The following is a 20,383-nucleotide window of genomic DNA, read 5'->3' on the forward strand; positions in this document are numbered from 1 at the left end:
AGAGCGAATCCCCCTCGGTCCCCCTTTTTCAAAGGGGGAGGTAAAAAAAATGCATCGTTGTGGAGGGCACTGGCTCTTCAGCCCCCTTCGGAGAAGGGGGCGGGCAGCCGCGAAGCGGGTGACGGGGAATTTGCTTTTTGCGCCAAGAGCAAATCCCCCTCAATCCCCCTTTTTAAAAAAGGGGGAGGAAAAAGCCGCGTGGTCGTGGATACCGCATGCTCTTTATCCCCGCAGAAGTAGGTAGGCACCTCGAAGTGCGTACTTGTGCGGTGGCAGGCGGGCTCCCAAGAATGCCGCTCCCCACTCGGTGCGGCTAGCCGCACAAGGATGCTCCCATGGCCCACGTGCTCCACGTCAGTGCCTCGCCCGGCGGCGAGGATTCCCGTTCGCTCGCCCTTGCCGACGCCTTCCTCGATGCCTGGCGGCAGGCGCATCCCGCGGACACGCACGAGACGGCGGATGTCTGGAACCTCGAACTCCCCGAGTTCGACGCGTCGATGATCGCCGCCAAGTTCGCGGTGCTGCGCGCGCAGAACGCGACCGCCGGCCAGCAGGCGCAGTGGGACCGCGCGGTGCGCGTCTCGCGGCAGTTCAATCGCGCCGACGTGTACGTGTTCAGCCTGCCTATGTGGAATTACGGCCTGCCCTACCGGCTCAAGCACTACATCGACATCGTGACCCTGCCGGGGCAGAACTGGCGCTGGTCGCGCGACGAAGGCTACCAGCCGCTGCTCTCCGGCAAGCGCGCCTTCCTGATGTACTCCAGCGCCGGTGATTTCTCGGAAGGCGCCACGCCCCAGTACCAGGATTTCCAGAAGCCCTACATGCGCCAGTGGCTGCGCTTTCTCGGCATCGAAGTGGCCGGCGAAGTGGCGCTGGCGCCCACGTTGACGGATCCGGATAACCTGACGCGGATACGCGAGGACGCCACCGCACGGGCAAGGGCGCTTGCCGCCCGGTCATGAACCGGGCGCAAGCGGGCGTTCGGCCACAGGTTATTCCTCTTCTTCCTCCGCCGGCTCGCGGTCGCGGCGGGGATCGGGTTGCGGTGCGGGATCTTCGCGCCCGGCCAGCGGGCGGGACAGTGGGTTCGTTTTCATGGAAGGCTCCGTAATACGCGGCGCGCTGCCGCGCGCAGCAACGCTGCGCCGGGCGCCATGAAAATCCCGTGACCTGAGGGCGCCCCATGCCTCATGTTCTTGTAACCGCGTGCTGCCTACGGTGGTCAGGTCCGCAACGATAGGAGAGATCCGATGATCATCGAAGAGATCATGACCCGCGACGTGGCCACCATCCGTCCGGAGCAATCCCTGCTGGATGCCGCCGAGCTCATGCGCAGCCGCGATGTCGGCAGCCTGCCGGTGCACGAGAACGATCGCCTGATTGGCATGATCACCGACCGCGACATTGTGGTGCGCGGCCTCACCGACAACGACGTCGCCGGCAAGACCGTGCGCGATGTGATGTCAGAGGAGGTGATGTATTGCCGCACCGGCGATCAGGTCGAATCGGTCGCCACCAACATGGCCGACCTGGAGATGCGCCGGTTGCCGGTGGTGGACGACCACAAGCGGCTGGTCGGCATCGTATCGCTGGCGAACATGATGCATTCCAAGCGTTCGGCCGCGCAGACGATGGGGCGCGGTGTGGCGACGCCGCATTGAGGCCTGCCTGGAAGCAAGCCGGGCAAGCGGGCTGTCAACGGCGCAGGCCGCGCAGCACGCTTTCCAGGTTGAAGGCGAGGCCTTCCTGATCCGGGCCGGACGGTGCGAGTTCGGCCCGGGCCGCGGCGCGCATGAAATCGTCGCTGACGTTGTAGGCGCCGCCCGCGGTTTCCACATGCGCGCCGAAACGATCATCCCGCGCGGCGCGGCCGAGCAGTTCGTTGAACGCCAGTACGCGCAGGATCAGCGAATTGCGTTGATCGAAGTCGAGATCCCAGCTTTCCACTTCATCGGCGAGACGGTCGCTGGCTTCTTCCACGTGTACACCCACGCCGGCGCCGTCCAGCGGCGCATGCAGGGCGGACTGGAAGATCGCCAGGGCTTGGCCCAGTTGGTCCCCGCGGACGGGGGGGAAATGGAAATCGTCGTCATTCATCTCGGGCGCGCCTTCTGGATCACTGCATGCACCACCAGGTGCCCAGCACCAAGGCAAGCAGCGAAATCAGGGCGAACAGGCTGAGGACGAAAAAACGGGTCGCGCGAAGAGAGCGGTGGGCCACGGGCAGTTCCTGTAACGGAAGCTGCACGGAGGCTCCGGGGACACGGCAGGGGGGACCGAGTGCGGATTCAGGTTAACTCCTCCCGCGTTAATGCAGCGCATGCGCGACCTTCGGCCGCCCGGCGCGGGGGAATTTGACGCTTCCGCACCGCTCCGGGGAGCGGACACCAAAGCGTCATATTGGTTACCTAGGATGGCCCGAGGCAGGTATCGAACCTTGGGTCCAGAGAAGGTCAAACGCACCGGAAAGGTGACCCTTGCGCCTGCCCTGATCCTTTCGGGAGTACTGGCGATGGCTGCGGCTACGGCTTCGTTGGCGCAAGGACGCGTTGCGCCCTGCGACGTGAAGGAAGAACCGGTTCCCGAACGGTCGGCGTCGTCCTGCGCGGGCGGCGACTTCGATTTCGACATCGGTCCGCAGCCATTGGATCGCGCCATCGAGGCCTTCGGCGATGCGACCGGACAATCGGTCATTTACGACAGCAGCCTGACCGCCGGCGTGGTTTCCGCCGGCGTGCGCGGGCGTTTGGGCGCGGCCGACGCGCTCGCGCGGATCCTGCAGGGCAGCGGCCTGCGGACGCGCCAGGTGGGACAGGGCGCGCTGGTGCTGACGCGCGATCCGGAAGCCCCGGCGGTGCCCGCGCGCGATCCGGCCTGGTACTACGGCGAAATCCAGCATCGCCTGGGCGAAGCGTTCTGCCGACGAAGCGAACTGGCCGAAGGGCGGCATCGTCTTGCCCTGCAACTGTGGTTCGCCGCCGACGGCACCGTCGCGCGTTCCCGCCTGCTGGAATCCACCGGCGACACGGCGGTCGATGCGGCGGTGCGCGAGGCGATGGACGGTCTGGCGCTGGGAGCACCGGTGCCGGCGCAGGTGGCGCAGCCGTTCACCCTGCTGGTGCTGCCGCGCGCGGCCGGCTACGGGTGGGCCTGTCCGGCGCCCGGGATACGGCCATGAGCGCGGTGGAGGCGGCGGCGGGCCTGCAGCAGTTCCTGGTGCTGCGTTATCACGAACTCAAGCGGCGGCTGGTGCAACGTCTGGGATCGGACGAAGTGGCCAGCGACGCGCTGCAGGAAACCTGGGTGCGCCTGTCCACGCGGCGGGTGGCCGATACCGTGTCCGATCCTTGGCACTACGTTTTCCGGATGGCGGTGAACGCATCGATCGACCTGCATCGCTCCGCCAACCGGCAGCTCAGTGCGCGCGAGGTGGACGACTTGCTGGAACTGGCCGACCCGGCGCCCGGTCCGGCCGAGGCGGCGGCCTCGCAGGCCGAACTGGAAGCCCTGGTCCGGGTGATGCGGGAACTCCCGGAACGACGCCGCAACATTCTGCTGGCGGTGCGCGTGCAGCAGCTGACCCAGCCGGAAGTGGCGCGCCGGATGGGCATTTCCCTGCGTCTGGTCGAACTGGAACTGCAGAAAGCCCAGGCCTACTGCGCGGCCCGGCTGGGCCGTTGACGCGCGCGGCGGGAAGCGCCCCGGATCACGCGGGGAAGGCCCGCCATGCGGGATTGGCCATCCAAATCGGTCTATTGTCTGACAGGCACCGTTGGCCATCCCGGCCAGGGCGGTCCGCCGGGTGCGGGCAAAGCGCGGCATGACATTCACGAACGACGACAAATCGAAAAAGCGGCTGCGGCATGAGGCGGATGCCTGGGTGCGATTGCTGGCGTCGGGCCGGGCAACCGACGAGGACGCGCGCGCATTGCAACGCTGGCGTGCGCAAGGACCGATGCACCGGGCCGCGTTCGAGGATGCCAAGCGGTTGTGGCGCGATTTCGGGCCGGCCGGCGAGCGCCTGATCGCGCAGGCGGCGGCCAACGCCGCGCGGCCGACGGGACCACGCATGAACAGGCGCGCCTTCCTCGGCGGCATGGCCGCGGCGGCGTCGGTGGCCGGCGTGGCGTTGCTGGCGGAACACCCGCTGCTGGGCGGCTGGACGCCGATATCGGAGTGGGGCGCGGATTACCGCACCGCCACCGGTGAACAGCGCACGGTGCGCCTGCGCGAGGACGTGGTGCTGGCGATGAACACGCAGACCAGCATCGAGGTGCAGCGCCAGGACGGCAGGATCGACGGGATGACGCTGCTGGCGGGCGAGGCGGCGATCGATGCGATGACCGCGACCGGCGGACTGTTCCGGATTTCGTCCGGTGCCGGAAGGATCACCGCGGAGCTGCCGGCCAGGCTGGAAGTGCGCCGCGTCGGCGAGCGCACCTGTGTCACCTGCCTGCGCGGCAGGGTGGCGGTGCAACTGGGCGACCAGCAGCGCACGCTGGCCGCGCGCTACCAGGTGGACTATGGCGAAGACGGACTGGAAGCGGTGCGCGCGATCGAGCCGGAACAGGTATCGGCCTGGCGCGACGGCGTCATCGTGTTCCGCAACACGCCGTTGCCGGACGCGATCAGCGAGATCAACCGCTACCGTCGCGGCCGGGTGATGCTGGTGGACAAGGCGCTGGAAGGACGGTCGGTCAGCGGGCGCTTCCCGATCACCCGGATGGATCTGGCGATCACGCAGATCCAGCAGGCCTTCTCGGCACGCGTGACCACGCTGCCCGGCGATATCGTCCTGCTCGGTTGAGTCGGGCTGCGCCGGGCGCCACGCCGCTCCGTTCGCGCTGACGCGCCGGCAGGCGCATTCAGGAACCTTGACGTTCACCCTCGCGTGCACGTCGGACGCATCGGAGCTTTGCGGGTTCGTCCGACAACGAGCGTCGTGAAGAAGGAAAGCCATCGATGACACACGTCATCGTCCCCCTCTCCACGGAGCGTCCCGCAGTGCCCAAGCAAGCGATTGCCCCTTCACGTCCCGCGTTCCGTACGCATCCGCTTTCGCGCGCGATCGGCCTGTTCCTGCTTGCCGGCGGTGGCATGGATGCCGCCCTGGCGCAACAGGCGTTCAGTTCCGCCTGGTTCGCCAACAAGGCCGCGGTGCAGGGCGCGGTGGGTTCCACCGGCCGCTTGCCCAACGGCGCGCCCGCGCCGCTGCGTCCGACCGGACCGCAGCAGCAATCCCAGGCCGCGCGTGATCGCCTGCAGCAGTCGATCAACAACCTGGGCGTCGCCGCGCAGGCCATCGCGCTGCGCCAGGCCTTGCAGCAGCAGGCGCGGCAGGCCGCGCTGGCGCGCCCATCCGACGTGCCCGATGGCCTGGGCGAGGGCGGCCTGAAGATCGACGAGGAGGCGCTGACCCGCGGCTGGCACAACGCCAAGGATCCCACCCAGCAGGTGGCCGACGGAAAGACCACCGTCACCATCGAACAGACCGGCAGCAAGGCGATCCTCAACTGGGAAACCTTCAACGTCGGCCGCAACACCACGGTGAAGTACGACCAGCAGGCCGACTGGGCGGTGCTCAACCGGGTGAACGATCCGCTGGCGCGGCCTTCGCAGATCCAGGGACAGATCGAAGGCGCCGGCACGGTGCTGGTGCTCAATCGCAATGGCGTGGTATTCGACGGCAGTTCGCAGGTCAACGTGCGCAACCTGGTCGCGGCGGCCGCGCACATGAGCGATGCGCAGTTCCTCGGCAACGGGCTGTATGGTGCCAACGGCGCGCCGAGTTTCACTGACGCCGGCGGCGCGGTGAAGGTCGAGGCCGGTGCGCTGATCCGCACCCGCGAACCGCAATCGGTCACCCAGGGCGGTGGCTACGTGCTGCTGCTGGGCGGCGAGGTCGACAACGCCGGGCAGATCCTCACCCGCAAGGGGCAGACACAACTCGCCGCCGGTGACAGTTTCGTCATCCGCAAGGGCGCCGGCACCGAAGGCAACCAGGCATCGACCACGCGCGGAAATGAAGTCGCCGCCCTGCGCGACGCGGCCTCCACCCATACGGGCCGGGTCGTCAATACCGGCCTCATCCAGGCGCGCGAAGGCGATGTCACCCTGGCCGGCCACGAGGTGCGCCAGGAGGGCGTCGCGGTCGCGACCACCACCGTCAACGCGCGCGGCACCGTGCACCTGCTCAATTCGGCGGGCGACGCGGAAGGCTCGGTGACGCTGGGCGAAGGCGCGCTCACCGCGGTGCTACTGGAGGACGATGGCAAGACCACGGCGCTGGACAGCCAGCGCGATGCGCTGATCGCCGAATCGGAAAAGCTGGACGCGCTGCGGATGCAGACCGACCCCGGCGCGTTCGACAACTATTCGCGGCTGTCGGATCGACGCGACCAGTCGCGGGTGGAGATCGTCTCCGGCGGCGACGTGAACTTCGAGGGCGATTCGCTGACGCTCGCCACCGGCGGCCAGATCGCGGTCACCGCCGGCAATCGTGCCCAGGCCGATGCGGGCGCGCGACTGGACGTGTCCGGCGCGGTTGGCGTGAAGGTGGCGATGGAAAGCAACACCGTGCAGGTCAACGTGCAGGGCAACGAACTGCGCGACTCGCCGCACAACCGCGATGGCGGCAAGCTGCAGAACAGCACGATCTGGGTCGATCGCCGCGATCTGGTGCTGGTACCGGCCGGCACCGGCGGCTATGCCTCGGATCGCTGGTACGCCGCCGGCGGCCTGCTGGAGGTCAGCGGCTGGCTCAACAACCAGGGCCACGGCATCGGCGAGTGGGCCGCGCAGGGCGGCACGATCACCCTGGGCGGCAAGGAGGTGGTCACCCGCGCCGGATCGCAGATCAACCTGTCCGGCGGCGCGCTGGACGTGCAGACCGGCTACGTCCAGCAGACCTGGCTTCGCGACGGCGACGGCCGCCTGCATACGCTTCAGGATGCGCCGACGGAGTTGATCTATGCCGGCGTCTACCAGGGCTACGAGGTGGATCACGAGCGCTGGGGCGTGCAGGACGCCTACCTCAATCCGATCATCGCGCCGCGCCAGCGGCTGGAGAACGGCTACACCGTCGGCCGCGACGCCGGCCGCCTGATCGTGGACGCGCCCACCGTCGTGCTTGAAGGCGATATCGAGGCCAAGGTGTTCGAGGGCGAGCGGCAGACGCGCGCGCGCGACGCCGTGGACGGCTACCGGCAGGCGCAGAGCGCGGTGGCGCGTTCCGGCGAACTGATCATCGGGCGGGTCAATGCGCGCGGGTTCGATGCGCCGCATGCCAGCCGGGTGGTGATCGGCGACTTCGACGATGTCGCGACGGGCGAACCGGACGCCGCGTTGCCGGAGGACCGCATCGGCACCGTGCTGCTGGACGCGGACCGGTTGAACCGCAGCGGCCTGGGTGGGCTGACCCTCACCAGCGCCGATGCCATCCACATCGATGCCGATCTGTCGCTGGCCGACGGCGGCGTGCTGGATCTGTCGGCGGCCGAAATCGCCATCAACGCCGATATCACCGCCCGCAGTGGCAGCGTGAAGGCCGACAACGTGGTGGAGATGGCCACGCTTGCCGAGCCAGCATCCACCTTCCTCCTGCGCGAGGACGGCAGCGCGGACTTCACCCTCGGTGCCGGCGCGACCCTGGACCTGTCGGGAACCTGGCACAACGGCCTGCTCGACGGCGCCGGCGCGGTCTCGCTGGCGCATATCGACGGTGGTGCGCTGTCGGTGCGGATGGTGGCGGGCTCCATTCGCCTGGAACAGGACAGCCGCGTCGATCTGCGCTCGGGCGCGGCCCTGCATGGCGACGGCAAGCTGAGCGGCGGTCGTGGCGGCGATCTGAGCCTGATCGCCAATGACGATCGCGTCGCGACCATTCCCAACGGCGCGCTGGATCGGCCGGGGCGCGAACTGCGGCTGGATGGCGAGATCCTGGCGGCCGGCGTGTCTGGCGGCGGCACCCTGACCCTGCAGGCGCCCACGCCGGTGGTGTTCGGTACGGATGCGGTGCTGGAAAGCGGCGTGCTGGAACCGGGCACGCGCCTGCCGGCCGATGTGGTGCTGGGTGAAGCGGTGACGATCGGGATCGGCGGACGCCTGCCGGTCGATGCCTCCACATCGGTGACCACGGTGATTCCGGATCGGCCGTTGCCGGCGGTGACGGTGGATACCGGCACGCAACCGGAAGTGGTGCTGGCCGGCGAGTGGACAGTACCCGAGAACGTATGGGTGAACGTGGACGGCAACTGGCTGACCGGCGGCACCGTGCTGCCGGCCGGCACGCGTATGCAGTTCCTCGCCAACACGACGATTCCGGCGGGCACGGTGTTTCCTTCGTCGGTGTTCCCGCAGGGATTCGCGGTGTTTCCCTATGTGCTGACCATGCAGGCCGGCGAGATCGCGCCGGTCGCGGTGACCGTGCCGGCGGGGCAACTGCTGCCGCGCGGTACCTGGTTCGACCAGGCGATCACTTTCGACCCCGCGCTGAAGCTCGACGCCGGATTGCTGCGCAGCGGTTTTGCCGACTATCGCATCGGCAGCCGCGCGGGGCTGGTGGTGTCGGAAGGCACGGAACTGGCCACGGAGATGCCGCTGCTGCGCCCGACGACCGACGCATTCCTTCGTTCCTCGGGCAGCGCGTTGTCCGCGGTGCTGGAGGCATGGACGCCGCCGGTGGTGGCGGAAGACCCGGCCGCGGGCAGGCTGCGCCTGCGTGCCGGCGCGGATCTGTCGCTGCACGGCGCTTCGCTGGAGGTCGGCGAAGGCGCGCATATCCGCGTCGATCCCGGCCATCGCGTGCGCCTGGCGGCCGCGCGTCAATTGGTGATGGACGGCGCCATTACAGCGCCCGGCGGGGAGGTCTCACTGCTGAGCGCGCCCATCGGCGTGGTCGACAAGTTGGCGGCGGGCGGAACCGGCGTGTCGCTGTGGGTCGGCGAGAACGCCCTGCTCGATGCCGCGGGCCGTGCCTGGACCGCGCGTGACGCGGCGGGCCGTCGCTACGGCCTGGCCCAGGATGGCGGCGCCATCCGCATCGGCCTGGAGGAATACGGCATCGACGTGAAGGACGTCCCCGACACCTCGCGCGCGATGGTGGTGATCCGCGAGGGCGCGCGGCTCGATGCTTCCGGCGCGGCCGCCACGGTGGATCTGGCGGAAGGACTGCCGGTCCTCGCACGTCCGGTCACGCTGGCCGGTGATGGCGGCCTGATCCAGTTGGGATCGCAGGCCGGCATCCTGAGCGATGGCGAGTTGCGCGCGTCCGCCGGCGGCGCGGGCGCGGCCGGCGGTCAACTGAACCTCATTCTGGAAAACCGCGAAGGCAACGGGCACGAGGGGGTACGAACGCTGACCGTGAGCCAGACGCGGGTGCGCAGCGGGCTGGCCGACGACGCGGTGGCGGGCGATGCGTTCGCACCCGGGGATTACCTGGGGGCGCGCATCAGCGCCGAACAGATCGAAGCCGGCGGGTTCGGCACGCTGGATCTGTGGAGCCGCGACGTGATCTCCTTCGAGGGCGATGTCGACCTGGCGCTCAGCCAGCGCCTGGCGCTGCGCCGCGGGTTGTTGTCGGTGGCCGAAGACACGCCCGAGGCACGGGTGACGCTGTCGGCGCCGCATGTGCTGCTGGTGGGCAAGGTCGACATCCCGGTGACGGCACCGGATGTTCCCAAGCCGGGGCTGGTCAACACGATCGGCAGTGCGTATCGCGACTATTCTCCGGGATCGCGCAATGACGCGGCGCTGACCATCCAGGCGAACCTGATCGATGTGCGGGATGCGGTGCAGTTCGGCGGCGCCGGCCAGGTCTTCCTGGAAACCGCACCGAACAGCTGGACGCCGCAGGCCGTGGATCGCTTCGGTTTCGATCAGGTCAACCTGGTCAGCCAGGGCGATCTGCGTTTCGGCGATGGCCTGCTGTATACGGGCGGTGATCTGAACCTGACCGCGCGGCAGATCTATCCGACGACCCATGCCAATGCGGAGGTGGCGGCCGGCGTCAGTTTCGACAACACCGGCAAGCACTTCGATCCCGAGCGCACGCTGACCATCCGTAGCCTGGGCGATACGCCCGAAGCGCCCTTTTCGGTATTCGGATCGCTCGCCCTGCGCGCGGCCAACATCGATCAGGGGGGCGTGGTGCGCGCACCGCTGGGCCGCATCGTGTTCGGCGGGACACCGGATCCCGATACCTTCCTGGTTGACCAGCAGTTCCATGTCCTGCTGCGCGAGGGCAGCAGGACCTCCACCAGCGCGGCCGGCCTGCGCATGCCCTACGGCGGCACGGCGGATGGACTGCGCTACCTCTACAACGGCCAGGTGGTGGAGTTCGATGACCTCGCCGCCCTGGATGGGGACGGCAGTGACAGCGCCAGCAGCGGAACGGTCGATGCGATCGAGCGCGGCGTGCTGATGGGCCAGGTGACGCTCACCGCGGAGGCCGGTTCGGTCATCGATGTGTCCGGAGGTGGCGAACTGACCGGCGCCGGCTTCTTCACCGGTCGCGGCGGATCGGTCGACATCCTGCGCACGCCGCTGGCCAATGCCAATCCGGCGAACGGCTTCAGCGATCCCGATGCCGAGGTGTACGCCATCGTGCCATCGATGCCGGGCCAGTATGCGCCGGTCTCGCCCGACGCCGGCGCGGGTGCGCCGCGGGTCGGCCAGCAGATCACTTTGACCGAAGCGGTCGGCGGACTGCCGGCCGGCACCTACACGTTGATGCCCTCGACCTATGCGCTGTTGCCGGGCGCGTTCCGGGTGGAACTGGCCGGAGGCGCGAGCCGCGAAGCCGCCGCGGTGACGATGCCGGGCGGAACCTTCCGCGCCAGCGCCTACCTGGGCATCGCCAACACGGACATCCGCGATGTCCTGCCGACCACGGTGACGCTGATGTCCGGCGAAACGGTGCGCCGGTTCTCGCAGTACAACGAAACCAGCTACGCCGATTTCGCCATCGCCGAGGCCGCGCGTTTCGGCACGCGCCGCCCGCGCCTGGAGCGCGACGCGCAGAGCCTGCACCTGGACTTCGCCCGCGCCGTCGGCGAGGCGATGGATTTCAAGGGCCAGGTGCTGATGGCCGGCGAAGATGATGGCGCGGACGGCAACCTGTTCCTTACCTCGCTCGGCGCGCTGGAAATCAAGCAAGCCGGCCAGGCCGCGACCGAGGGTTTTTCTTCTGTCGACAGCGAGGATCTGGCTGGCATCCAGGCCGGCATCCTGACCGTGGGCGGCACGTTCTCGTTGGTCGAAGCCACGGCAGCTCCCAGCCAGGGCAGTTTCGCGCTCGGTCCCCGCGTGGTGTTCGAGAGCGGCAAAGGCACGGTGGCGGTACGCGATGGCGCGCAACTGCGCGCGGATCAGGTTTTCCTCACCAGTGGCGAGCAGGTGCTGGTGGAAGGCGGCGCGACGCTCGAAGCGCGCGCCACCGACGGCCTGTTGCTGGATTCCAGTCGTGGCTACGTGTTCTCCGACAGCGCCAATGGCGAACAGGCCATCGGCGGCGCGGTGCTGGCGGTGTCCGCCGGCGACGTGCGCTTCACCCCGCCGACGGGCGCCAACGCGGACGCGGGCATCAACCCCAACGCCATCCGCATCGGCGACGGCGCGGTGCTGCGGTCGCCGGGCACGCTGGCGTTCTCCACCAACGGCGAACTGGCACTGGGCGATGCGGAATACAACGCGCGCTACTTCGCGCTCACCGCGCCGAGCCTGCACATCGGCACCGATGCCGCCTTCGCGCGGGCGGAGGAAGCCGGCGCGATCGGAGATGGCGTGCGGCTTTCGCAGACACTGCTGGAGCGCCTGATACATCCGTCGGCTGGCCAGCAGGCGGTGGAACGGGTGTCGTTGAGCGCGGGCAATTCGATCAATCTGTTCGGCGAGGTCGATTTCGATCTCGGCCGCGCCAGTGGCGACGCGGACACCCAATTGTGGCTGGAAACACCGGCGCTGTATGGCTGGGGCGAGGCGGACGAAACCGCGCGGATCGCCGCCGGCACCGTGGTCTGGAATGGCCTGGCCTCGGGCCTGGGCACGCCGGCGAGCCCTTACGCCAGTGCGGCGCCCGGTGCGGTGCTGGCCGGCGGTGCGGGTACCGGTGCGGGCCGGCTGAGCATCGAGGCCGAGCGCATCGAATTCGGCTATGCGCCCTATGCGCGCGGCCAGGACCAGGTTGAACTGGATCGGCTGGCACTGGGTTTCGCCGGCGTGGATCTGCGCGCCACAGAACGCATCACCGCCAACCATCGCGGCACGCTGTCGGTGTACGCCAGCGGTACCGATGCCGACAGCTACGCCGGCGGCGACCTGCATCTGTCCACGCCGGTGTTGACCGGCGCGGCGGGCTCGTTCATGGCCTATCGCGCGGGTGGCGCGCTGACCGTGGACGCGCCGGACGGTGCGCCGGCCTACGATCGCGCGGACTTCAACGAACTGGGCGCGGAAGTGCGCCTGTCCGGCCAGCGCGTCAACGTCGATACCGCGGTGGCGCTGCCCAGCGGCCGGCTGGTGCTGGAAGCGGAGGACGGCATCGCGCTGGGCGAACGCTCCATGCTGGATCTGGCGGGCCGCACGCTGAACTTCTTCGACGCGCAGCGGCACAGCTGGGGCGGCGATCTGGTGATGGAGGCGGAGAACGGCGCGATCACCCAGGCCGCCGGTTCGCGGATCGACGTGTCCGCGCAGGGCAACGACGCCGGCACGATCCGTATCACCGCCACCGGCGCGGAAGGCCGGGTGGCGCTGGATGGCCACCTGCTCGGCGGCAGCGATGATGCCCACCTGAGCGGCGGGATCGATGTGCGTGCGCACGTGCTGCCGGATTTCGCCGGCCTGAACGCGCGCCTCAACACGGGCGGGTTCTTCGAGGCCCGTGGCTTCTCGATCGGTACCGGCGATCTGGTGATTGGCGACGAGGTGCGCGCCCGCCAGGTATCGATTGCCGCCAATGGCGGCAGCCTGACCGTGAACGGACGCATCGACGCCAGCGGCGCGCAGCCGGGCGACATCCGCCTGGCCGCGCGCGATGACCTGGTGCTGGCATCGAAGGCGATGCTCGATGCGCATGGCACGCGGTTGCAACTGGATGGCCGCGGCGCGGTGATCGATGCGTCCAACCGGGGTCATGTCGAACTCACCAGCGCGGCGGGCCGGGTGTCGCTGGAGGACGGCGCGCGGATTGACCTGAGCACGCCGGACGGCATCGCCCGCGGACAACTGGATATCAACGCGCCGCGGCTGGGCGCGGACGACGTGGCGGTGGATGCCGCGAGCGGCGTGGACATCCGTGGCGCGGCGAGCATCGCGGTCAATGCGTTCCGCAGATACGTCGCCGAGGACGGCACGGTGGACCAGGCGCGCCTGGACGCCATCCATGCCGACAGCGTGGCGTTCATCGATGCGGCGCTCGGCAACGAAGCGCTGGCGGCGCGCCTGCAGGGCCTGTCCAGCCATGGGGATGCGTTCCACCTGCGTCCCGGCGTGGAAATCCGCAGCGGGACCTCCGAGGGTGATCTGACGGTCACCGGCGATATCGATTTCTCCGGCTACCGCTACGGGCCGGATGCGGATCCCGCGTTGCGCGGCAGCGGCGAGCCTGGCGTGGTCGTGCTGCGTGCCGGCGGCGATTTGCGGGTCAACGGCAGCATCAGCGATGGTTTCGCGCCACCGCCGGTCACCCCGGACGACGATGGGTTCTCGCGACTGCGGATGCTGCTGGCCGGCGGGCAGGCGACGGAGGGCGAGATCAGCTTCGAAGCGCCGTTCAATCCCGACTTCGGTGATTTCTGGTTCCTGTTTCCTGGCGCCATGACCGGAGCGGACCTGCCTGTCGTGGAATCGGGCTGGGTCACCGACGGATTGGGCGCGTACTACGGGCCGGGTGATCAGATTCCCGGCATGCTTTACGGCACCATCACTCTCGGTGCCGGCACCCGCCTGACCGCGGTCGATCCGGTCAATGCCGACATCGCGTTGCAGGAACAGGTCGAGCGCCGCAACTGGGCGGCGGCGCCGATGCTGGAAGCCGGCATGCAGTCCTGGTCGATGAGGCTGGTCGGTGGCGCCGATCTCGCCGCGGCCGACAGCCGCACGCTGGCCGCCGCCTCGCAATTGGGCGGACGTGGCGACATCATCCTCGACGGACCGGGCAAGGTCGGCCCGTTGCGCCAGCAATCCGCGCTTTCGGTCATCCGCACCGGTACCGGCGATCTGGAGGTGCTGGCCGGCGGCGACTACGTGCAGAAATCCCTGTTCGGCGTATACACCGCCGGTACCCAGGTCGCCGGTGCGGAAGCCTGGGATCAGGAGCGTGCGCGACAGGCCGACGGCACCGTGCTGGGCGTCGGCAACGAAGCCTATGAGGCCACCCTGGCCGCGCGCCGGATGTACTTCACCACCGGCGGTGGCGATCTTCAGCTGTCCGCGCAGGGCGACGTGCGCGGTTTTACCGAGTACGGGCAGAACAGCGGTACCGGTATCGGCAACTGGCTGTGGCGCCAGGGCGGGGAGGAACTGGGCCAGTCGACCGCATGGGGAATCAACTTCGGCCAGTATGTCTACAACCCGACAACGTTCATGCTGGAGTTCGCCGGATTCTCCGGAATCGGCACGCTCGGTGGCGGCAACGTCCGGGTAAGCGCTGGCGGGGACATGGGGGCAAGCGTGAGCCAGAATCCCGCCCAGATATGGACCAGCAACGAGGCGCTGGCCATCGTGGTGGGCGGCAGCGGCCGTTTCGACGCGCAGGGCCACCAGATGCAATCGGGAGGTGGCACTCTCAGTGTGAGTGCCGGTGGTCGTGTCAACACCGGGCTGCTCGATCCGAGCACGGTCGGGGGCTTCGGACGGACCGCCGGGCTGGTGGCGAATCTCCGCGGAGATACCCGCCTGCAGGCCGGTTCGATCGGACAGTCGTTGGTGAATGGCTATGGCGTCAACCGGCCTGGCGATCCCCGAGCGGTAGATGTGCAGATGCCGTCGGCCTACTTCGGCTATTCGTCGCTGGTCCTTGCCGTCGGCGACGGTCGGATGCAGGTGAAAACCCTGGGTGGCATGCAAGTGGCGACGGGTGTCGATTTCGGCCGCGTGGCACTCAATGGCGGGGCTACCCGGGTTCCGGGCGCGGAAGCGAGAACCGACAGTGCCATAAGCTCTTTCAGCCTGTGGACCAATCGCAGTGGCCTGGATCTGTTCACCGCCGGTGGCAATCTACTCCAGTTCCAGTCGAGCATGCTGGGCGGCGGCACGACTCAATACGACGCTGGCCGCTTTGGCGCGACAGCGGCCGCTGGCTCGATCGTGCTGGAAAGCCTGTTGCTGGCGCCATCGCGTGAGGGCCGTCTGGAACTGCTGGCGGATGAACATGTCATCGGCACGGCGGCGATGTCGAGCGCGTCCATGGACAGTATTGCGACGCCGGAAAGGCCCTTGTGGGTGCGAGGCGCACTCGAAGAGCTAGGCTCGGGCGTGGCGGGGGTCACCTCCAGCAACCTTGGCGCGGAGGTGGCGGACGTGGAGCTGATGGAGGGCAGCGCGGCCTACAACTGGCAGACAGGCGGGCGGTTGTTTGCATTCGCGCCGGACACGGCCAGTGATCTGCATGAAGGCCAAGCGCCATCCTTCCGGATCTACGCGCTGACCGGCGACATCGACGCCGACATTGGTCGCATATACCGGGATCTGTATGGAACCCGCACCTACTACCTTGCGGCCGGGCCCGTGCAACTGCGGGCCGGGCGGGACATCCTGGCCGGCAGCCATGTGCTGCTCAACAACGATGCCAACGACGTGTCGCTGGTGCGTGCGGGACGCGACATCCTCAACACCAGTTTCCGCATCGCCGGACCGGGCCTGCTGGACGTCGCGGCTGGACGCAATATCTATCAGACGTCCGTCGACGATCCCGTCTCCAATCTGCCGGATCTGAATCTCGGCGTGTTCCGCAGTCTGGGCCCGGTGGTCGCCGGTGACGATCGGCCGGGCGCGGGCATCGTGCTGTCGGCGGGAATGGGGGCGAAGGGGCCGGACCTCGAAGGCTTCGCCGCGCGCTATCTGGATCCGGCCAACCTGGCCGACCCGGCACGGCCGTTGGCGGACCAGCCGGACAAGGTGGTCCGCACCTACGAACGCGAACTGGTCGAGTGGCTGCGCGAGCGCTTTGCCTACGAGGGCGACACCGGCGCCGCGCTGGCCTGGTTCCAGGCACTGCCGGTGGAGCAGCGCGGCATCTTCCTGCGCCAGGTCTACTTCGAGGAACTGCGCCTGGCCGGACGTGAATACAACAACCCTGACAGCCGTCGTTTCCAGAGCTACCTGCGTGGCCGTGATGCGATTGCCAGCTTCCTGCCGGGCATGGCCGAAGGGGATGATCCGGGCAGCTACCAGGGCTCGATCGTTTTCAGCGAAGGTGCCGGCGCGCATACCGACTTCGGCGGCGACATCCAGATACTGGCGCCCGGAGGTGGACTGACCCTGGGCGTGGACGGCGTCGCGCCGCCGCCCACCACCGGCCTGCTGACCCAGGGCAACGGCGACATCGAGGCGTTCACCCGCGACAGCGTGCTGCTGGGCCTGTCACGCGTGTTCACCACCTTCGGCGGCGGCATCACCCTGTGGTCGGCGCGCGGCGACATCAACGCCGGCCGCGGCGCCAAGACCACCGTGGTGTACACGCCACCCCGCGTGGTTTACGACGATCTCGGCAACGTCAGCCTGTCACCGCAGGTGCCCAGTTCCGGCGCGGGCATCGCGACCCTGAATCCGATTCCGGAAGTGGCGCCGGGCGACATCGATCTGATCGCGCCGCTGGGCACCATCGATGCGGGTGAAGCCGGCATCCGCGTGTCCGGCAACGTCAACCTGGCCGCGCTGCGGGTGGTGAACGCCGACAACATCCAGGTGCAGGGCAAGGCGACCGGATTGCAGACCGCCGCGGCGGTGAACGTGGCGGCGCTCAGCACCGCCAGCGCGGCGGCGACCAATGCGGTGCAGGCCGCGCAGGACACCGTGCGCCGGCAGGCGCAGCAGTCGCGTCCCTCGATCATCAGCGTGCAGGTGCTCGGCTTCGGCGACAGTCCCAGCAGCAGCGCACCGTCGCCCCGGGTTTCTCCCGGCGCGGTGACGCAAACCGGCTACGACCCCGGCAACGCGTTCCAGGTGCTCGGCAACGGCGCGCTGGGCGAGGCGCAGCGCGCACGCCTGAACACTGCCGAGCGCAGCCGGCTGGATCAGCCCTAGCGATCAGTCCTGCATGGGCGTCAGGGACGATGCCCGCCGGACCACGCAGGAGAAATCCGCCGGAACGCGGACAAGATGCGGACAACACCACCCGGCGTCCGCGGGCGCATCGCAGCGAGACGCGGTGCATCGGACTTCATGGCAGAGGAGGCACATGCAGATGGACAGGCACGCACAGGGGGAATCATGAGTGACGCATTCGTGAGCGTTTACGAGTTCCGCAAGCGGCTCGAGCAGCACATGCTCCACGCCAGGCAGCCCATGGTGGTATCGCACGGCGGCATGCCGATTGGTTACTTCATTCCCGCCAAGGTCTGGCACGACCGCGCCACGGTCGAGGTATTCAACGAGCTCATCTCCGCCATCCTGGAGATGAGCGGATACGACGAAGCGGACGTCAAGGAGGCGATCGAGTCGTACACGTCGGCCAACGCGGAGATCACCCGCGAGCGGATGCTGCGCCATCTGGCGCGCGTGCATCCGGAAGCGATGCAGAAGACGGGAAACATTGCGAAACGGTGACGGTGGGTTCACCGGAACGACACCGTAGTTTCTTCGCGCGGGAACAATGCGGGCGCAGGCTTGAACCTGCCGCCCGTGGTCACGGGCGGACAGGCAACCGCGCACGATTCGATGCGCGGTTGTTTCCTTCCTCGCCATGGTGATCCTTCTCAAAAGGAGTTCTCGTTATGCGTCGTTCCAAGTTCCTGCGTGTCCGTCCGCTTGCCGTCGTCGCCTTCGCCGCGATGACCGTTGCCGGCTCCGCCGGTGCTGCCGATCTGTTTGGCGGCGGCGCCACCTTCCCGGTGCAGTCCTATGTGGGTGACAACTTCCTGACCACCGTCCCGGTTCGCGCGCGCCTGTCGCGCAACACCACCAACACGGTGGCCACCACGCCGATCGCCACCCTGACGCCGCCGGACACCCTGTTCGCCCGTTTCGCCTCGGGTACCGGCAACAAGATTTCCTACTGCCAGACCGGTAGCGGCACCGGCAAGACCGTGCTGATTGGCGTGGGTTCGGTGATCAACGCCAACGGCGAGTGCGGCAACTACCAGTCCGGCACCAGCCCGGCCGGTTTCAGCGGCACCGCCGCCGCGCCGAACTACATCGGTACCGATTCGCCGATCAGCCAGGCTGACGTGACCAGCTTCAACGGCGGCCCGCGCGCGGCGCGCGAGCTGTGGCAGATCCCGACGCTGGCCGGCGCCATCGCGCTGCCGAACCACTCGGCCCTGGGCTTCACCAACCTCACCACCGAGCAGGTGTGCCAGATCTTCTCGGCGCGCGTGACCAACTGGTCGAGCATCCCGGGCTCCGGTTCGACCGCGGCTATCCGCGTCGTGTACCGCGCGGATGGCAGCGGCACCAGCTTCGCCTTCACCAGCTATCTGGCGACCGCCTGCAATGGCAAGTTCAGCATCCCCGCCGGTTACTTCAAGCCCAACCAGAGCTTTGCCGCGGCGGTTCCGGCGGCTGGTTCGGCGGCGCCGTTGTATGCCGCCTCGGCGGCCGTGTCCGGCAACCCGGGCGTGGTGACCTCCGTCGTCTCCACCGCCGCGTCGATCGGTTACGCCGATTATCCGGAAGTGGATGCGCAGGGCGCCGAGTTCCCGACCGTCAACAGCGCCAGCCCGGCCGCGCTGCCGGCGTCCATCAGCATCTCGGCGCCGCTGTCCGGTCAGGTGCTCAATGCCAGCAACGCGCCGGTCGCGGTGACCGGCATGGCGAACCCGGCCTGCCTGCGCCTGATCAGCCCGAGCACGATCCCGGCCGGCGTGACCTATCCGATCCTGGCGTACACCTACCTGGCCGGCTATCGCAACACCAATGGCACCAGCACCACTGCGCTGCGCGATCTGCTGGGCTACTTCCTGGCGACCCAGGCCAACCGTCCCGCTCCGCCGGCCGGTTTCGCCTACCTGGATGGCAGCGCCACCTACCGCAGCTCGGTCCAGAACACGATCACCACCTGCGTCCTCTGATCCACGCAATCGAAAGACGCCGGTACGCCGGCGTCCTTCCACACCGGCGGCGGGGAAGTATCCCCGCCGCTTCCATGAGCGGAACAGCATCGAGGAACCAACACATGCATACCAACAGCGTAAAGAGTGCGATCCGGAGAGCCACGATGGTGTTGTTGGCGCTGGCCGCCTGCCTGGTCGCAGGACAGGTGTTCGCGCAGCAGAGTGATGATCCGGAACATTGCGGCACCATCACCCACTACCCGGGCGCGGTCACCGTGGTGGGCAAGGCGTGGGGCAACGCCACCCAGGGCGACTTCCGCATCTGCAGCACCACTTATCAGTGCGGTGCCAATGCAAAGTCGGCCGAAGTGTTCGGCGTCGGCTACAGCAGTCACGCCGAGGGCGTGATCGCCACGGAGAACTACGCCGCCGCCAGCGACGGTACCGAAGCGATCCTCGCCAGCTGCGAGGCGATCAGCAAGGATCCGGGCAAGGTGCGTTCCTGCATGGCGCAGAAGCAGAGCTTCCAGCTGCCGACGTCGGTCGCCGAGCAGGCGAGCTGCACCGTGGCGGTGGGTGCTCCGGCCAAGGGATGGACCGCTGCCTCCGCCACCTGCTTCTGCGAAGGCTGATACGGAAAACAGGGATTCGTGCGGCGTACGGGGAAGCAATCGGGATCCCGGCGCGCGCATCGGGATGAAACATGTCCGTGTGGCCCCGGCCGGTATCCGCCGCCCGGGGCTTTTTTGCGTGCTTCTCGCGGGAGCGCGCATGGCGGGTTTTCGCACGGCTGACGCCCTCGCGCGGTCGCGGCCGAATATGACAGCACTGTCATAAAAATGTTTGCGGATCCCCACGGCTGCATGCGTCTAGAAAACAGAGACGAGTGGAATGCGCGTCGTCGCATCCACCAGGGCCATTTCGCTTCGGGTGAACAAATCGATGGATGGATCAAGAGCAGCATCCGCGCTCGCGCGGATCGTATGCGTGCTGATGGTGGGAACCACCGCGCAGGCGCAGGACGCACCGCCGCCCGCACCGAAGGCACCGGAGGCGTCGAGCGCGCCGCCGCAGCGGGTGAGCATCCAGGAGTACCGGGTGCGCGGCAACAGCGTGCTGGCGGCGCGGGAGATTGAGCAGGCGGTGATGCCGTACCTGGGCCCGGGGCG

Annotated in this window: 11 protein-coding genes; 10 read left to right on the forward strand and 1 reads right to left on the reverse strand. The window is 68.3% G+C overall.

Annotated elements, in window-relative coordinates:
* Positions 1-335 precede the first annotated feature (335 nt).
* Together IB228_RS19495 and IB228_RS19500 are read left to right on the forward strand one after the other, a co-directional pair.
* Positions 336-965, forward strand: a complete 630-nt coding sequence (locus IB228_RS19495; RefSeq protein WP_192199641.1) for an NAD(P)H-dependent oxidoreductase — start codon at positions 336-338, stop codon at positions 963-965.
* Positions 966-1,253: 288 nt separating this feature from the next.
* Positions 1,254-1,664 (forward strand): CBS domain-containing protein, encoded by a 411-nt coding sequence (locus IB228_RS19500; protein WP_192199642.1) that lies wholly within the window; start codon positions 1,254-1,256, stop codon positions 1,662-1,664.
* Positions 1,665-1,698: 34 nt separating this feature from the next.
* On the opposite strand, the gene IB228_RS19505 is transcribed toward IB228_RS19500, so the two are convergent.
* Complete coding sequence (locus IB228_RS19505; protein WP_192199643.1) at positions 1,699-2,100, reverse strand: hypothetical protein; 402 nt, start codon at positions 2,098-2,100, stop codon at positions 1,699-1,701.
* Positions 2,101-2,515: 415 nt separating this feature from the next.
* Here IB228_RS19505 and IB228_RS19510 point away from each other — a divergent pair, with 415 nt between their 5' ends.
* The 8 genes from IB228_RS19510 to IB228_RS19545 form a co-directional block, all read left to right on the forward strand.
* A complete protein-coding gene (locus tag IB228_RS19510) occupies positions 2,516-3,181 on the forward strand; it encodes a secretin and TonB N-terminal domain-containing protein (RefSeq protein ID WP_192199644.1) in 666 nt (221 codons plus the stop codon).
* A complete protein-coding gene (locus IB228_RS19515) occupies positions 3,178-3,684 on the forward strand; it encodes a sigma-70 family RNA polymerase sigma factor (protein ID WP_192199645.1) in 507 nt (168 codons plus the stop codon). Before IB228_RS19510 ends, IB228_RS19515 begins: the two co-directional genes overlap by 4 nt.
* Positions 3,685-3,823: 139 nt before the next feature.
* Complete coding sequence (locus IB228_RS19520; RefSeq protein ID WP_192199646.1) at positions 3,824-4,810, forward strand: FecR domain-containing protein; 987 nt, start codon at positions 3,824-3,826, stop codon at positions 4,808-4,810.
* A 197-nt stretch (positions 4,811-5,007) separates the two neighbouring features.
* On the forward strand, positions 5,008-17,247 hold the full coding sequence (locus IB228_RS19525; protein ID WP_192199647.1) for a filamentous haemagglutinin family protein: 12,240 nt from the start codon (positions 5,008-5,010) through the stop codon (positions 17,245-17,247).
* 186 nt (positions 17,248-17,433) lie between these two features.
* Positions 17,434-17,769, forward strand: a complete 336-nt coding sequence (locus tag IB228_RS19530) for a hypothetical protein (protein WP_183645087.1) — start codon at positions 17,434-17,436, stop codon at positions 17,767-17,769.
* A 167-nt stretch (positions 17,770-17,936) separates the two neighbouring features.
* Positions 17,937-19,232 carry a substrate-binding domain-containing protein gene (locus IB228_RS19535; protein WP_183645090.1) on the forward strand — a complete coding sequence of 432 codons (1,296 nt, stop codon included), beginning with the start codon at positions 17,937-17,939 and terminating at the stop codon, positions 19,230-19,232.
* A 104-nt stretch (positions 19,233-19,336) separates the two neighbouring features.
* Complete coding sequence (locus IB228_RS19540; RefSeq protein ID WP_192199648.1) at positions 19,337-19,846, forward strand: hypothetical protein; 510 nt, start codon at positions 19,337-19,339, stop codon at positions 19,844-19,846.
* Positions 19,847-20,201: 355 nt separating this feature from the next.
* The coding region (locus tag IB228_RS19545) for a hypothetical protein (protein ID WP_225562580.1) at positions 20,202-20,383 on the forward strand (182 nt) is incomplete at its 3' end.

The sequence above is a fragment of the Pseudoxanthomonas sp. PXM04 genome, from assembly GCF_014851695.1.
Taxonomy (GTDB): Bacteria; Pseudomonadota; Gammaproteobacteria; order Xanthomonadales; family Xanthomonadaceae; genus Pseudoxanthomonas_A; species Pseudoxanthomonas_A beigongshangi.

Bases quoted from the DNA above. Each gene is read 5' to 3' on its own strand.
- IB228_RS19515 (WP_192199645.1), top strand. From the start codon at position 3,178: ATGAGCGCGGTGGAGGCGGCGGCGGGCCTGCAGCAGTTCCTGGTGCTG.
- IB228_RS19510 (WP_192199644.1), top strand. From the start codon at position 2,516: ATGGCTGCGGCTACGGCTTCGTTGGCGCAAGGACGCGTTGCGCCCTGC.
- IB228_RS19535 (WP_183645090.1), top strand. From the start codon at position 17,937: ATGCGTCGTTCCAAGTTCCTGCGTGTCCGTCCGCTTGCCGTCGTCGCC.
- IB228_RS19505 (WP_192199643.1), bottom strand. From the start codon at position 2,100: ATGAATGACGACGATTTCCATTTCCCCCCCGTCCGCGGGGACCAACTG.
- IB228_RS19495 (WP_192199641.1), top strand. From the start codon at position 336: ATGGCCCACGTGCTCCACGTCAGTGCCTCGCCCGGCGGCGAGGATTCC.
- IB228_RS19500 (WP_192199642.1), top strand. From the start codon at position 1,254: ATGATCATCGAAGAGATCATGACCCGCGACGTGGCCACCATCCGTCCG.
- IB228_RS19530 (WP_183645087.1), top strand. From the start codon at position 17,434: ATGAGTGACGCATTCGTGAGCGTTTACGAGTTCCGCAAGCGGCTCGAG.
- IB228_RS19520 (WP_192199646.1), top strand. From the start codon at position 3,824: ATGACATTCACGAACGACGACAAATCGAAAAAGCGGCTGCGGCATGAG.
- IB228_RS19540 (WP_192199648.1), top strand. From the start codon at position 19,337: ATGCATACCAACAGCGTAAAGAGTGCGATCCGGAGAGCCACGATGGTG.